Source organism: Micrococcaceae bacterium Sec5.8, from assembly GCA_039636775.1.
Taxonomy (GTDB): domain Bacteria; phylum Actinomycetota; class Actinomycetes; order Actinomycetales; family Micrococcaceae; genus Arthrobacter.
Genome location: CP143429.1, coordinates 1,673,937 through 1,686,035, shown reverse-complemented (window position 1 = coordinate 1,686,035; position 12,099 = coordinate 1,673,937). Strand labels below are relative to the sequence as shown.

Genomic DNA, 12,099 nt, shown 5'->3' with positions numbered 1-12,099 from the left:
CTGTCCACACCCCCAGTTCTCCCCGCCAGAGCCCCCAAACTGCCGCACCCGCATAGACAGGGTGCGGTGCTTCTTTGCCCTGAAAGACCTGACCTGCTGGTGAATTTTAATCTCGGCTGCAAGGGGCTTCTGCACGCGCTCGGTACGGACGTTCGGCACGCCCGCACGTCGCATTGAGTCTCCAGGCTCTGCATACCGAATCCACCTCCCTTCATCCCTTCATGGTCCGATCTGCCCCTGGCCGCATGACCGGTTCCCTCGTTTTTGCCGAATCGAGCAGGTGCAATTCCGGCGCTGGAGACGCTCTGCCCATGGTGTGCAGAAATTGGCGATCACTTCGTTATGTGAGTTGCACTGGACCGCCATCCAATACGCACCCCGCTGTCGTGGCAGCTTTGTCGAAGTGGGCCATCAGGTCTGCTTTTGTCACGGCCGGCAGCTGGTCCGCAGGGGCATCGTGCAGGCCGGCGTGATGGCGCCGGTAGAACTCGGAGCCAGCGTAGGCTGCGTGGCGCAGCTCCCGCGAGGCTTGGTCCTGATGAGCCGTGATCCGGGCCGCGTCCCAGTGGTCCCGTCTCCGCCATACGGCCCGCAGGAACAGCACCCGGGAGATGAGGCGGAGGTCCATGGCGGCGGTGGCTTAGCGGTTCCCGGCCGGGGCCAGCGGCCGGTAAGGGGTGGTCGTTTGTCCGGCCGGAGTCTGGACGGTGAAGGTGTAGTTTCCCTCGATCGGGTGCCCGTCGGAGGAGACCGTCCGCCACAGCACCTTATAGGTTCCGGGGTCTCCCCCGGCAAGCTTGGTCGACAGCGTCGGGCCGGAGACGGTCACGGTGCCGTCACCGACGGTCTTGCCGGCGCCGTCGGTGACGGTGATGATGCTGAAGTTCAGGTTCTTGGAGTCGGCCGGCGGCTCGGACAGTGTCAGGGACACGGATTCCGGGGTGTGGATGAGCACTGCGTCCGAGGCCGGGCTGGTTGCTGAGAGCGAGTCGTGCGCCAGGGCCGGGGAGGCGGCCGTGGCAACGGGGATCAGGATCGCCGCGATGGCTGCCAGGCGGAGGCGGGTCTTGAAAGAGAATCGTGCGCGCATAGGGTGTTGTTCTTTCACGAAAGAGGTGGGACTGGGCTGCAGATCCGCATCACAGGTACCGGCTCTTGCAGGTCGGCTCGGGCTGCCGCTTGGCCGGGAACGACGCCTACTTGGCGGCGTCGGTGAGTTTCTGCCGGAAGTCCGCCTCGGTACTGAGTGTCAGTTTTCTGCCATCGAGGAAGAAGGTCGGAGTACCGGTCACTCCGAGCGCTTTGCCGTCGGCGACGTCTTTACGGATCCGGTCAATAGTTTTTTCGTCCGCCACGGCCGCGTCGTACTTGGCCAAGTCCAGGCCCAGTTCCTGCGCGTAGGTTCTGAATAGAGGTGCCTGGGAATCCTGCTTTTCGCCCCATTGCGGCTGGGTGTCGAACATTTTGGTGTACATCTGCTCGTACTTGCCCTGCTGCGCGGCGGCTTCCACGGCCAAGGCCGCCGTTCCGGAGTTCCGGTGACCGGGAAGCGGGAAATAGCGGGTGACGAAGGTGATCCGGTCACCGAATTCCTTCTTCAGGTCCTCCACGAGCGGCTGCGCTGCCAGACAGGATTCACATTCGAAGTCCAGGAACTCGACCAGTTGGGCTTTCTCCGTCACGGGCGCGGTAACGCGGTGGCTGTCCTCGCGGACCAGCTGCGCGTCGGCGACCGGTTGGGGCGGGGGTTGGGCGACTTTGGTGGCGGTGAAGACGGCGTACCAGATCAGGCCGGCGGCAACGATGACGCCCAGGAGGATCCAGAGGACCAAGCGGATCTTTTTGGCCGGGTCCGCTGGTGCGGGGGCTGTCGTGGTTTGTGTCATCAGTGGTGGATGCTTTCCTGGTCGCGATGGGCGGCTGGTTCGAGCTGGAAGGTGGAGTGTTCGACGCTGACGTCGAAGTGCTCGGCCACGCATTTCTGCAGGTCAGCCAGGAGGGCGGCAGCGTGGCCGTCGGTCATGCAGGTATCTTCGACGGTGACGTGGGCGGAAAGGACAGCTGTGCCCGAGGCGACCAGGGACGCGTGCAGGTCATGGACGTCGATGACGTGCGGCACGGCAAGGATGTGCTCGCGAACCTGGGCCATGTCCAAGCCTTGGGGGGCATTTTCCATCAGCACGTTCACGGTGTCCCGGAGCAGCTTCAGCGTGCGGGGGATGATCAGGACGCCGATCAGGATGGACACGACGGCGTCGGCCTGGACCCATCCGGTGAAGGCGATGATGATGGCGGCCACGATGACGGCGACGGAGCCGAGGGCGTCGTTGAGCACCTCCAGGAAGGCGGCCTTCATGTTGAAGTTATGGTTCCGGCCCGAGGCCAGAACGATCAGCCCGACGGCGTTGCCGGCCAGGCCGATGATGCCGAACCACAGCATCGTTGACCCGCCGACTTCGGGGGGCTCGATCAGGCGGCGGATGCCCTCGATGATGACGAAGCCGCCGACGCCCAGCAGCAGGGCAGCCTGCCCGGCCGCGGCGATGATCTCTGCGCGCTTGTACCCCCACGTCCGTTTGGCCGTGGCCGGTTTCAGGGCCAGTGAGGCGGCGATCAGGGCGATCAGCAGCCCGGTCGAGTCCGTGAACATGTGGCCGGCATCGGCCAGAAGCGCCAGGCTGCCGGTGAGAACCGAGCCGACGATCTCCGCGACCATCACGGTGAAGGTGATGGCGAACACTAGAATCAATTTGCGCCGATTGCCCGCCGCGGCCGTGCCGAGGTCGTGGTCGTGACCGCTCATGGGTGTGTCTCCGGGGTGTGTGGGTCGGTGGGATGGCGGCGCTGAGAGGTCACTTTTGGGAATCTAGGCTGCGGATCGCTGCGCGCAGGGACTCGAGGACGGGCAGTCCCGCCACATCGCGCCCGGTGTCGTAGAGGCGGCAGCTCAGGGCCGGGGCGGTTTCCGCCGGAAACAGGTCGCCCCCGTTCGCGGTGAAGGAGGGGGAACCGTGGAACCGGAGGTCTTCGGCCTCGGTATCCGAGACCACCTCACGCACGCTCAGGGGTTCCTTGTCCTTTCCTTCTGCGGCAAGAACCTCCCGGAACAGCTCCAAAGCCGGATCGCTGTTTGGGCAGCCCGGGATTGTGCGTAGTTCAAAGTCCATGGTTCAGGAGTTCCTGCGGCCCTGCTCCGGACCGAGAGTCACGACTGTCAGTTCTGGAACGTGAGCACAGCCCTCGCAGCAGCTGTCGGCGGGAGTTGCCGCCGGGGCCGTAGCTGCGGCGCCGTTCGCCTCGGCGGCGTGCGGGACGGTGCAGCACACGTCGCCTCTCCACGCGCTGATGCCTTCGCGGACGGCGATCACGGCGATGACCAGTGCCGCGCCGGCGTCGGCCCACCACCAGCCCAGCATGCTGTTCAATACCAGCCCGAGCAGCAGTACGGCGGAGAGGTAGGTGCAGAGCAGTGTCTGTTTGGAGTCCGCAACGGCGGTCCGGGATCCGAGCTCCCGTCCGGCGCGGCGCTGCAGCCAGGACAGCACAGGCATGATGGCCAGGCTCAGTGCCGCGATGATGATGCCCGGTGTGGAGTGCTGCGCTTCGCGGCCGCCCGCCAGTGAGGTCACGGAGTCGAAGGTGAGGAAGGCGGCGAGGGCGAAGAAGGAGATCGCGATGAGCCGCAAGGTCAGGTGCTCGCGCCGTTCCGGGTCCTTGCTGGCGAACTGCCAGGACAGTGCGACGGCGGACGCAATCTCGATCACCGAGTCCAGTCCGAAACCGATCAGGGCTGAGGAGTCGGCCACTCCGCCCGCCCACAGCGCGACTACCGCCTCGATAACGTTGTAGCTGATGGTCGCGGCAGCGAAAAGCCGGATCCGGCGGCTCAGAACGGCGCGCCGGACCGGGGCGGGCGCGAGCTGGGAGGTACTCATACCAGACACGTCCCGTCCGGCGCGCAGCAGTCCGGGTCCACCGCCAGCACGACGCCGAGCAGGTCACCGATCGCATGGCCCAGCCGGGCATCGGCGAGCTCGTACCGCGTCCGCCGTCCGTCCGGAACAGCCACGACGAGGCCGCAGCCGCGAAGACACGTCAAGTGGTTGGAGATGCTCTGCCGGGACACGCCCAGGGAATCAGCCAAATCCGACGGGTAAGCGGGCGCTTCCGCCAAGACCAAGAGGATCCGGGCGCGGGTGTGGTCAGAGACTGCGTAGCCGAACCGCGCCAGCACCGGAGCATGCGTGAGCGTTTCCATACCTTCAAAGTACAGCGCCCGATGTATTCAAGCAATTCTGTATCACGACACCGTTCACCCGATCTCGCCATGGGAACGAGCCCTCACCGTGCATTGCGGCCCGGATTGTGCGCCGTTTCCGATCAGAGGGGACGTCTACTAATCTAATAAGTGCGCATGTACGCACCTGTTGATGCATCTGTGATGGACCCGAGGAGTCATTTTGATTGAAGTTCTGGCCGTTCCGGCCTACCGAAAGCTGTTTTCGGCCCAGGTCGTGGCCCTGCTGGGCACCGGGCTGCTGACGGTTGCGCTGGGTCTGCTGGCTTTTGATTTGGCCGGTGGGCAGGCCGGTGCGGTTCTGGGGACGGCACTGACGATCAAGATGCTCGCCTATGTGTTCGTTGCTCCGTTGATGGCGGCGCTCGTGGAGCGGCTGCCGAAAAAGGCGGTACTGGTCGGGGCGGACCTGATCCGCGCCGGTATCGCATTGATGCTGCCACTGGTGGACCAGGCGTGGCAGATCTATGTCCTGGTGTTCTTGCTGCAGAGCGCCTCGGCTACGTTTACCCCGGCGTTCCAGTCCCTGATTCCGGTCATCCTCCCTGATGAGCGCCAGTACACCCGGGCCCTTTCCCTCTCGCGTTTGGCGTACGACCTGGAGTCGTTGGTCAGCCCCGCCCTGGCCGCAGCGCTGCTGGCCGTGCTGTCCTTCCATGATCTGTTCCTCGGGACCGTAGCCGGGTTCCTGCTCTCCGCAGCCCTCGTGGTCACCACCCGTCTTCCTGCGGCGCCGGTTGCGAAGCAGGAAGGGACGTTGTGGCACCGGACTACCCTGGGCACACGGATCTTTGCCCGCCATCCTGAACTTCGGGCCCTGATGGCCCTGAATCTTGCGGTCGCTGCCGCGACCGCCCTGGTGCTGGTGAACACCGTCGTCTACGCCCGAGATATGTTCGGCGGTTCCAACGCCGACGTCGCGGTCGCCCTGGCCTGCTTCGGTGCGGGGTCGATGCTCGTCGCGCTGACCGCCCCCAGGATCCTGGACCGGGTGTCGGACCGGGTCCTCATGCGTGCCGGCGCGGTGCTGCTCTCCGCCGGCCTGGCCGGGGCGTTCGCCCTGCTGGCCGTGCCGGGGACCTGGCCGGTATTGCTGGGCCTGTGGGTGGTACTTGGGGCCGGGACCTCGATGATCAACACCCCCTCAGCCCGTCTCCTGCGCCGGGCGGCAACCGACAGCACCCGCTCCTACATCTTCACCGCCCAGTTCTCCCTCTCCCACGCCTGTTTCATCATCACTTACCCGATAGCGGGCTGGGTTGGTGCCACGGCAGGCCAGCCGGTGGCAGCCGCCGTTCTGGCCGTCGTAGCTACAATCAGTACACTTGCCGCGTTCCGATTCTGGCCCGCAGGAACAAGGACCGGCCCCGTACCGGAGACCATGAAAGGCTGAGCCGGTGGAAAACGCACAACCCCTTCCGGCCGCCAGCCTTCACCACCCCGCCGCGCCGGATTCCCGCCGACTGGACGCGGCCACAGCCACGTTCCGGATGCTCTCGGACACCACCCGATTACACCTGCTTTGGCTCCTGGCCCAGGAACCCTCCGACGTCGGCACGCTGGTGGAGCAGACCGGAGCCTCCCGCACCTCGGTCAGCCAACATTTGGCCAAACTGCGCTTCAGCGGCCTCGTCACCACCCAAAAGGACAGCCGCCGAGTCATTTATAGCCTCACGGACGGGCACCTGACCCGTTTAATAAACGAAGGCCTGAACCATGCCGACCATAAAGTCACCGGCGAACCCACCCACGACTGACCGGCAACGGGTCCAGCGCTGTCCCCCGCATACCCCAACCCTCATCGGCAGAGCTAAAACATGCAGCAGGCGACTACCCAAACTGACAGCTCCCCCACTATTCCGGATCCGCGGAATCCTGACTGCCCTGGAGGTTGCCCCCAAGACAACGCAGGCTGCTGAGCCGGGACGCCGGAAGCAAAATCAGGATGCGCCCGTGCTTCTGTCGCCGGGCACTGATACGGTCTGCCGATGGATGAACCCCCGCAGTTCAGCATGTGTTGAATGTTGAGGATCTTTCCGGACGTCCCGGGTTCGACGAACAGTTCTTGGGTGTCCCGGTTGGCATTCCGGCCGTGGACGGCGTCGAGTCCGTCCTGCTCCCCTACACCCACTTTTCCGTCCTCATGCGGCTGGACAAGCGCCTTGCCGCTGTCACCGCTCTTGGCATGGACGGCACAAAACTGATCGATCTGGACCGGTCAGGGATCCCATGGAAATTGGACCCCGGCTGCGCGTGTGTTAACGCCAACCCAAAACAGGGCCATTAGTGCCATTTGAAAACAGGGCCACTTGTTGTTCGTTCTATTGTGCCGTACCGGCGGTGGGTTGGTGTTTTTTGAGTCGGTAGCTGTTGCCTTTGAGGCTGATGACGTCGGCGTGGTGGACGATCCGGTCGATCATGGCCGAGGCGATGGTCAGGTCCCCGAAGACGTCGCCCCAGCGGGCGAAGGGTAGGTTGGACGTCAGGATCATGGAGGCGTGTTCGTAGCGGCTGGAGACCAGCTGGAAGAACAGGTTGGCGGCGTCCTGGTCAAACGGGATATAGCCTACTTCGTCGATTATGAGGAGCCCGTAGCGGCGTAGTTTCACCAGTTCCTGGGCGAGTTTCCCGCGGGAATGAGCCTCCTGCAGCCGGGCGACCCAGCCGGTCGCGGAGTCGAAGAGGACCCTGTGCCCGGCCTTGGCTGCCTTGATGCCGATTCCGACCGCGAGATGGGTTTTGCCGGTGCCGGGAGGCCCGAGGAGGACCACGTTTTTGGCCTCGGCAAGGAAGACGCCGGTGCCCAGATGCGCGATGAGGTTCCGGTCCGCGGAGGGCTGGTGGTCGAAGTTGAACTCCTCGAGGTCCTTGTGTGCCGGGAACCTCGCGGCTTTGATCCGGGTCGCCGCTGCGGAGGCTTCGCGTTCGGAGACTTCACGGGAGAGCACGGCGGCCAGGTACTCCTCGTGCGACCAGCCGGCGTCCCGGGCCTGGTCCCCGAGACGGCGGAACCCATCGCTGATCCGTGGCGCGCGCAGGGCCCGGGCGTAGTAGTCGATCTGTGACGGTGTCCCGGTCATGAGACCACCTCCAGGACCAGGTTCGGCTGCTGGCCGAGGTCGATGCCGAAGATCTCGTCATAGGCGGCCAGATCCCGCACCTCCACAGATTCTGGCGGTTCGGGACGGCGCACCCGCTGGGTCCGGAAGTCCCGGCGCATCACCGCCGCGCGGGCCACGTGGGCCGGGTCGGTCACCACCAGATGCCGGGCCCAGGCCCGGACGTGCGTGGCGATGATGACGCCGTCATGGGTGACCCAGACAGTGTCCAGATCAGCGATGACATCAACGATCCGCCCAATGAACGACGGGTCCACGGAATAGTCGTTGGAGAACACCCGCACGTAGTAATCCCGTGGCAGCCGCACCGCGTTGCGGAACGCCGTTTCCGGGCTTACCGGCGGCAGTTCCCGCATCCTTTCCCGGTCCAGGACGATCAGCTCGTCAGGGCGGCCGTGGCGGGACCGGGAGTACCGGTGGTTGGCCTTGGGCAGCCAGTCCTCCAGCTGGTCGTTGAAATCCGCTGGTGAGCGGAAGTCCCGGCCCGGCATGAAGCGTTGCCGGAAGAACCTGTTCATCCGCTCGACCATGCCCTTGGACTCCGGATCCCTAGGTGGGAGCAGCTTGATCTCCAGCCCGAGGGACCCGGCGAACGCGGCCACCGGCTGGGTGGGCCGGCGCCGGCCGATGCCGGACTCGTTGTCCCACAGCAGCCGGGACGGAACAGCCTGCGCGTCCTGGAGAAGAGTCCACATTCCGCCCAAAAGGTCCGGCGTCGTCCGTGAGGGCAGCATCCGTGCCTGGACGAATCCCGAGAACGCCGAAGTCATCACCAGCACCGGTGGCGTGTCGTTCTGGCCTGCACCGACGGGCAGCGGCTCGTGCGGGAACCAGAGATCGCACTGGACCTGGAACCCCGGCTCGTGGACCAGACGGTCAGCCGGGTCCGGCGGCGCATATTCAGGCCGGATCGCGGCGACCTTCGCCCGGAACAGCGACGCGGAACCGGACCAGCCCACCCGCTCCGCGAGCGTTGCGGCCGGCATCGTCGGCGTCTTCACCAACAGCTCCCGCACCCTGGGAGCAAACGCATCAAAACTCGATACTCCGGCCGCCCGCTGGTACTTCGGAGCCCGGTCCGACTCCAGCGCCCGGTCAACCGTTCCGCGGGAAACCCCCACGATCCTGCCGATCTCACGCTTCGAGTGCTTGCCCGTCGAAAACAGGTGGCGTATCCCCGCCCAATCATCCAAATTGATCACCTTCCATGATGGTCGGTGGCCCTATTTTCAGTTGGCGTTTCTGGCCCTATTTTCGGTTGGCGTTAACAGCGCTCCACGCCGAGGACCAGGGCTACCACAAGGGCCTGAAACCGCGGCAGGTGCAGATGATCGCGATCGGAGGCGCGATCGGCACCGGCCTGTTCATGGGTGCCGGCGGCCGTCTTGCCACGGCGGGCCCGGCCCTGACGATCAGCTATGCCGTCTGCGGATTCTTCGCTTTCATAATTCTGCGTGCCCTCGGCGAACTCGTGATGCACCGGCCGTCATAGGGCTCGTTCGTCTCCTACGCCCGCGAATTCTTCGGAGAGAAGGCCGCGTTCGTCACAGGCTGGCTGTACTGGCTGAACTGGGCCATGACAGCGATCGTTGATATCACCGCCGTTGCGCTCTACATGAACTTCTTCAAGAAGTACTGGGCGCCGATCGCGGACGTACCGCAGTGGGCTTGGGCCCTGGCCGCCCTGGTCCTGGTCCTGGGCCTGAACCTCGTCAGCGTCAAGGTTTTCGGTGAGCTCGAATTCTGGTTTGCGCTGATTAAGGTGGTGGCGCTCACGTCCTTCCTGCTCGTCGGCATCTACTTCGTCATCTTCGGCACCCCCGTCGACGGCCAGGAAGTCGGCTTCAGCCTCATCGCGGACAACGGCGGCATGTTCCCGAACGGCCTGCTGCCGGCGATCGTGGTGATGCAGGGTGTCGTGTTCGCCTACGCCTCGATCGAGTTGATCGGTACCGCGGCGGGCGAGACGGAAAACCCGGAAAAAATCATGCCCCGGGCCATCAACACGGTCATCGTCCGGATCGCGGTGTTCTACGTTGGCTCACTCGTACTGCTCTCCGTTTTGCTGCCCTACAGCTCTTACAAGGCCGGCGAAAGCCCGTTCGTGACGTTCTTCGGCTCCACCGGGGTCGACGGCGTGGACGCCATCATGAACCTCGTGGTCCTGACAGCGGCCCTGTCCTCTCTCAACGCCGGCCTCTACTCCACCGGCTGGATCATGCGTTCCATGTCCATTTCAGGCTCTGCGCCGAAATTCGCAGCCCGGATGAACAAGGCCGGTGTCCCCTACGGCGGCATCGCCCTCACCGCCTCCGTGGCCGTCCTGGGCGTCATCCTGAATGCCCTCGTCCCGGCCGAGGCCTTCGAGATCGTTCTGAACGTGGCATCGCTGGGCATCATCAGCACCTGGGCCATGATCGTCCTGTGCCAGATGCAGCTTGCCCGGCTCGCGGCCCGCGGGGAACTGCGCCGGCCCACTTTCCGGATGCCCGGCGCGCCCGTCACGGGCTGGGTCACGCTCGCCTTCCTCCTGGCGGTGCTGATCCTGATGGCATTCGACTCCCCTGTGGGAACGTGGACCATCGCGTCCCTGGTAGTCATCGTGCCGCTCCTGATGCTCGGCTGGCGCCTCTGCCGGGACCGCATCATGGAAATCGCCGCCGTCCGTGATGGGTTCACCGGCCCCCACCCGCTCGTGGCGAATCGGCCCACCCGCGGTATCGGCGTGACCGCTGGCCGGGAGTCGGAGTAGCGTTCCATCAGCGCGCTCCGTCGTAACGGGACGTCGCGCAGGGTCCCTGTAGCGAAGTCGGGGTTCCTGCTCGATAGGAGCCCATCTCGTCGGCCCGGCGAAACGGCACTCGAAGGCACACTATTTTCGGTGCACAAGGACCTCGCTCCGGAGGCCAGCCCGAACGGGAAATCGAGGGTACTAAGGAGATCCAGAAGTATCAGACGCACCCGACATGGAGCCCTGAGCTACCGCTCGCTGGACGTCGACTACGACCGGCACAAGTCCGGTACATCCGTCCCGGAGTCGTCTCCCGCGTGGGAACACCTCCGCCTCGGCCCGCCCCCGGCATAATCATCTGATGGCGGGACCTCGCGGACAGCTACTGCTGACCACTAGGACCACTCCTTTGCCGGGCTGAACGTGGTGAGCTCTTTTGTGGATGCGCTGGGGTTCCGGGACTTGTGCGAGGACCGTTTGGGCCAGTTCGCCCCTCCGGGGCCGGGCATTGGCCCGGCACGATCCTAGGGTCGTTGGCGGTCATGCTCGTCGGCGGCGGGGAACACGTCTCCAACCTGGACATCCTGCGGACCGGTGCCGGGGTTTTCGGGAACGTTACCTCGAACGCGACGATCTCGCGGTTCTTTGAACGGACCGTGACCAACCCGGATGTCTTCAGCTACGGTTTCTCCACCTTGACGCGGGAGCTGCGTTCACGGGCGTGGGAAGCGGGCGGGGACCGGAACCCGGCCTTGAAGGCCACCGCCCTGGATCCGCTCATCGTGGATCTGGACGCCACGCTCGTGACCTCCCACAGCGACAAGGATCATGCCGTCGGCACGTACAAGGGCGGGTATGGCTTCGCCCCTTTCATCGCCAGCGTCGATTACGGCGCGGGCAACGGGACCGGGGAGATCCTGGCTGCGGTGATGCGTCCGGGCAATGCCGGGGCCAACAGCGCCGAGGACCACATCAAAGTGTTCACCCGGGCCATCGAACAGCTCCCCGATGCCTTCTACGACCAGCAGGGACAGCTGATCGGTGAGAAGGTGCTGGTCCGGACCGACAGTGCCGGGGCGTCCCGGAAATTCCTGCACCACCTCGCATCCCTCCGTGTGCAGTTCACGGTGTCCTACCCGGTACCGGCGCTCAAGGCCCACATGATCGGCTGAAACAACGACAAAAAGTACTGGCAACGCGCCCTAAACCAGAACGGCAAGGAACGCACCGACGCGTGGGTTATCAACGCCACCGAGATCCTCGGGCTCACCGACTACCCGGCGGACACAAACCTGCACCTGCGTGCCGAACCCCCCACCCCGGGGCGCAGCCGACCTTGCTGGACGCGGACGGGCACCGCATCACCGCGTTCTGAACGAACTCCCCGCGCTGGCACGGACCCACCCTGGATGCCCGGCACCGGGCCCGGGGACGGTGCGAGAACCGATCAAAACCCTGAAGAACACCAGGCTCGGGAAGCTGCCGTTCTTCGATTTCCCCGCCAACCAGGCCTGGGCCACCATCGCCGCCCTGGCCCTGAACCTGGTCTCCTGGCTGCAACTCACCCCACTGCCAAACGGGCACAAGCCCCGCGCTGTCTCCACGCAGCGGGCCGTTAAGCGCATCCTCGGCGAGGAAGAACTGGCCGACTATATTTCGCCCTGGAAAGAACCGGCACGGCACAGGTCCTGGATGGCGATGGCCGCCTACACCGACGCCCGGTACACCGTGAGCCTCGTCCCGCTGCTGCAGGAGGTTCAAATACCGACCCGTCTTGTCTGGTGCCGGGAGGACGACTTCCAAAAAATCAGCTTCGCCCGCCGCGACGTCAGAGAAATTGGTGGATCGGACCTCGTCGAAGTGGACGGCAAACACATCCCCACCGAAGATTCACCGGCGGCCGTCGCCCGGGCCGTCCTAGACCACCTCGGCACCCGACCAACGCTGATACG

Annotated in this window: 12 protein-coding genes and 2 pseudogenes; 5 read left to right on the top strand and 9 right to left on the bottom strand. The window is 64.9% G+C overall.

Going from position 1 to position 12,099, the window contains the following annotated elements; translation table 11 throughout:
• Window positions 1-340: 340 nt before the first annotated feature.
• From VUN84_07775 to VUN84_07745, 7 genes are all read right to left on the bottom strand, one after another.
• Window positions 341-628 carry a hypothetical protein gene (locus VUN84_07775; GenBank protein ID XAS65526.1) on the bottom strand — a complete coding sequence of 96 codons (288 nt, stop codon included), beginning with the start codon at window positions 626-628 and terminating at the stop codon, window positions 341-343.
• 12 nt (window positions 629-640) lie between these two features.
• A complete protein-coding gene (locus tag VUN84_07770) occupies window positions 641-1,090 on the bottom strand; it encodes a copper resistance CopC family protein (GenBank protein XAS65525.1) in 450 nt (149 codons plus the stop codon).
• Between the two features lie 106 nt (window positions 1,091-1,196).
• On the bottom strand, window positions 1,197-1,886 hold the full coding sequence (locus VUN84_07765) for a thioredoxin domain-containing protein (protein ID XAS65524.1): 690 nt from the start codon (window positions 1,884-1,886) through the stop codon (window positions 1,197-1,199).
• Window positions 1,886-2,803 carry a cation diffusion facilitator family transporter gene (locus tag VUN84_07760; protein ID XAS65523.1) on the bottom strand — a complete coding sequence of 306 codons (918 nt, stop codon included), beginning with the start codon at window positions 2,801-2,803 and terminating at the stop codon, window positions 1,886-1,888. Before VUN84_07760 ends, VUN84_07765 begins: the two co-directional genes overlap by 1 nt.
• Window positions 2,804-2,852: 49 nt before the next feature.
• Window positions 2,853-3,167 (bottom strand): hypothetical protein, encoded by a 315-nt coding sequence (locus tag VUN84_07755; protein ID XAS65522.1) that lies wholly within the window; start codon window positions 3,165-3,167, stop codon window positions 2,853-2,855.
• Between the two features lie 3 nt (window positions 3,168-3,170).
• Window positions 3,171-3,935, bottom strand: a complete 765-nt coding sequence (locus VUN84_07750; protein XAS65521.1) for a cation transporter — start codon at window positions 3,933-3,935, stop codon at window positions 3,171-3,173.
• Entirely contained in the window at window positions 3,932-4,258 is a 327-nt protein-coding gene (locus tag VUN84_07745) for a winged helix-turn-helix domain-containing protein (protein XAS65520.1), read from the bottom strand. Before VUN84_07745 ends, VUN84_07750 begins: the two co-directional genes overlap by 4 nt.
• A gap of 202 nt (window positions 4,259-4,460) precedes the next feature.
• Here VUN84_07745 and VUN84_07740 point away from each other — a divergent pair, with 202 nt between their 5' ends.
• The 3 genes from VUN84_07740 to VUN84_07730 all read left to right on the top strand — a co-directional run bounded on the left by VUN84_07740 (window position 4,461) and on the right by VUN84_07730 (window position 6,584).
• On the top strand, window positions 4,461-5,690 hold the full coding sequence (locus tag VUN84_07740; GenBank protein ID XAS65519.1) for an MFS transporter: 1,230 nt from the start codon (window positions 4,461-4,463) through the stop codon (window positions 5,688-5,690).
• A gap of 4 nt (window positions 5,691-5,694) precedes the next feature.
• Window positions 5,695-6,054, top strand: coding sequence for a metalloregulator ArsR/SmtB family transcription factor (locus tag VUN84_07735; GenBank protein ID XAS65518.1), 360 nt, complete (start codon window positions 5,695-5,697; stop codon window positions 6,052-6,054).
• A 257-nt stretch (window positions 6,055-6,311) separates the two neighbouring features.
• Window positions 6,312-6,584, top strand: a complete 273-nt coding sequence (locus VUN84_07730) for a hypothetical protein (protein XAS65517.1) — start codon at window positions 6,312-6,314, stop codon at window positions 6,582-6,584.
• 34 nt (window positions 6,585-6,618) lie between these two features.
• Here the strand turns inward: VUN84_07730 and istB are convergent, their stop codons facing one another.
• Together istB and istA are read right to left on the bottom strand one after the other, a co-directional pair.
• Window positions 6,619-7,377 (bottom strand): IS21-like element helper ATPase IstB, encoded by a 759-nt coding sequence (gene istB / locus VUN84_07725; protein ID XAS65516.1) that lies wholly within the window; start codon window positions 7,375-7,377, stop codon window positions 6,619-6,621.
• Entirely contained in the window at window positions 7,374-8,618 is a 1,245-nt protein-coding gene (istA, locus tag VUN84_07720) for an IS21 family transposase (GenBank protein ID XAS65515.1), read from the bottom strand. The genes istB and istA overlap by 4 nt, the downstream gene beginning before the upstream one ends.
• 8 nt (window positions 8,619-8,626) lie before the next feature.
• Between istA and VUN84_07715 the strand changes: the two are divergent.
• Together VUN84_07715 and VUN84_07710 are read left to right on the top strand one after the other, a co-directional pair.
• Window positions 8,627-10,168 (top strand): annotated as a pseudogene (locus VUN84_07715) (amino acid permease).
• A 390-nt stretch (window positions 10,169-10,558) separates the two neighbouring features.
• Window positions 10,559-11,734, top strand: a pseudogene (locus tag VUN84_07710) (IS1380 family transposase).
• The last annotated feature ends 365 nt before the right edge of the window (window positions 11,735-12,099 follow it).

Coding starts and splice junctions, on each gene's coding strand:
- VUN84_07750 (XAS65521.1), bottom strand. CDS start 3,935: ATGAGTACCTCCCAGCTCGCGCCCGCCCCGGTCCGGCGCGCCGTTCTG.
- VUN84_07755 (XAS65522.1), bottom strand. CDS start 3,167: ATGGACTTTGAACTACGCACAATCCCGGGCTGCCCAAACAGCGATCCG.
- VUN84_07770 (XAS65525.1), bottom strand. CDS start 1,090: ATGCGCGCACGATTCTCTTTCAAGACCCGCCTCCGCCTGGCAGCCATC.
- VUN84_07745 (XAS65520.1), bottom strand. CDS start 4,258: ATGGAAACGCTCACGCATGCTCCGGTGCTGGCGCGGTTCGGCTACGCA.
- istB (XAS65516.1), bottom strand. CDS start 7,377: ATGACCGGGACACCGTCACAGATCGACTACTACGCCCGGGCCCTGCGC.
- VUN84_07765 (XAS65524.1), bottom strand. CDS start 1,886: ATGACACAAACCACGACAGCCCCCGCACCAGCGGACCCGGCCAAAAAG.
- VUN84_07775 (XAS65526.1), bottom strand. CDS start 628: ATGGACCTCCGCCTCATCTCCCGGGTGCTGTTCCTGCGGGCCGTATGG.
- VUN84_07760 (XAS65523.1), bottom strand. CDS start 2,803: ATGAGCGGTCACGACCACGACCTCGGCACGGCCGCGGCGGGCAATCGG.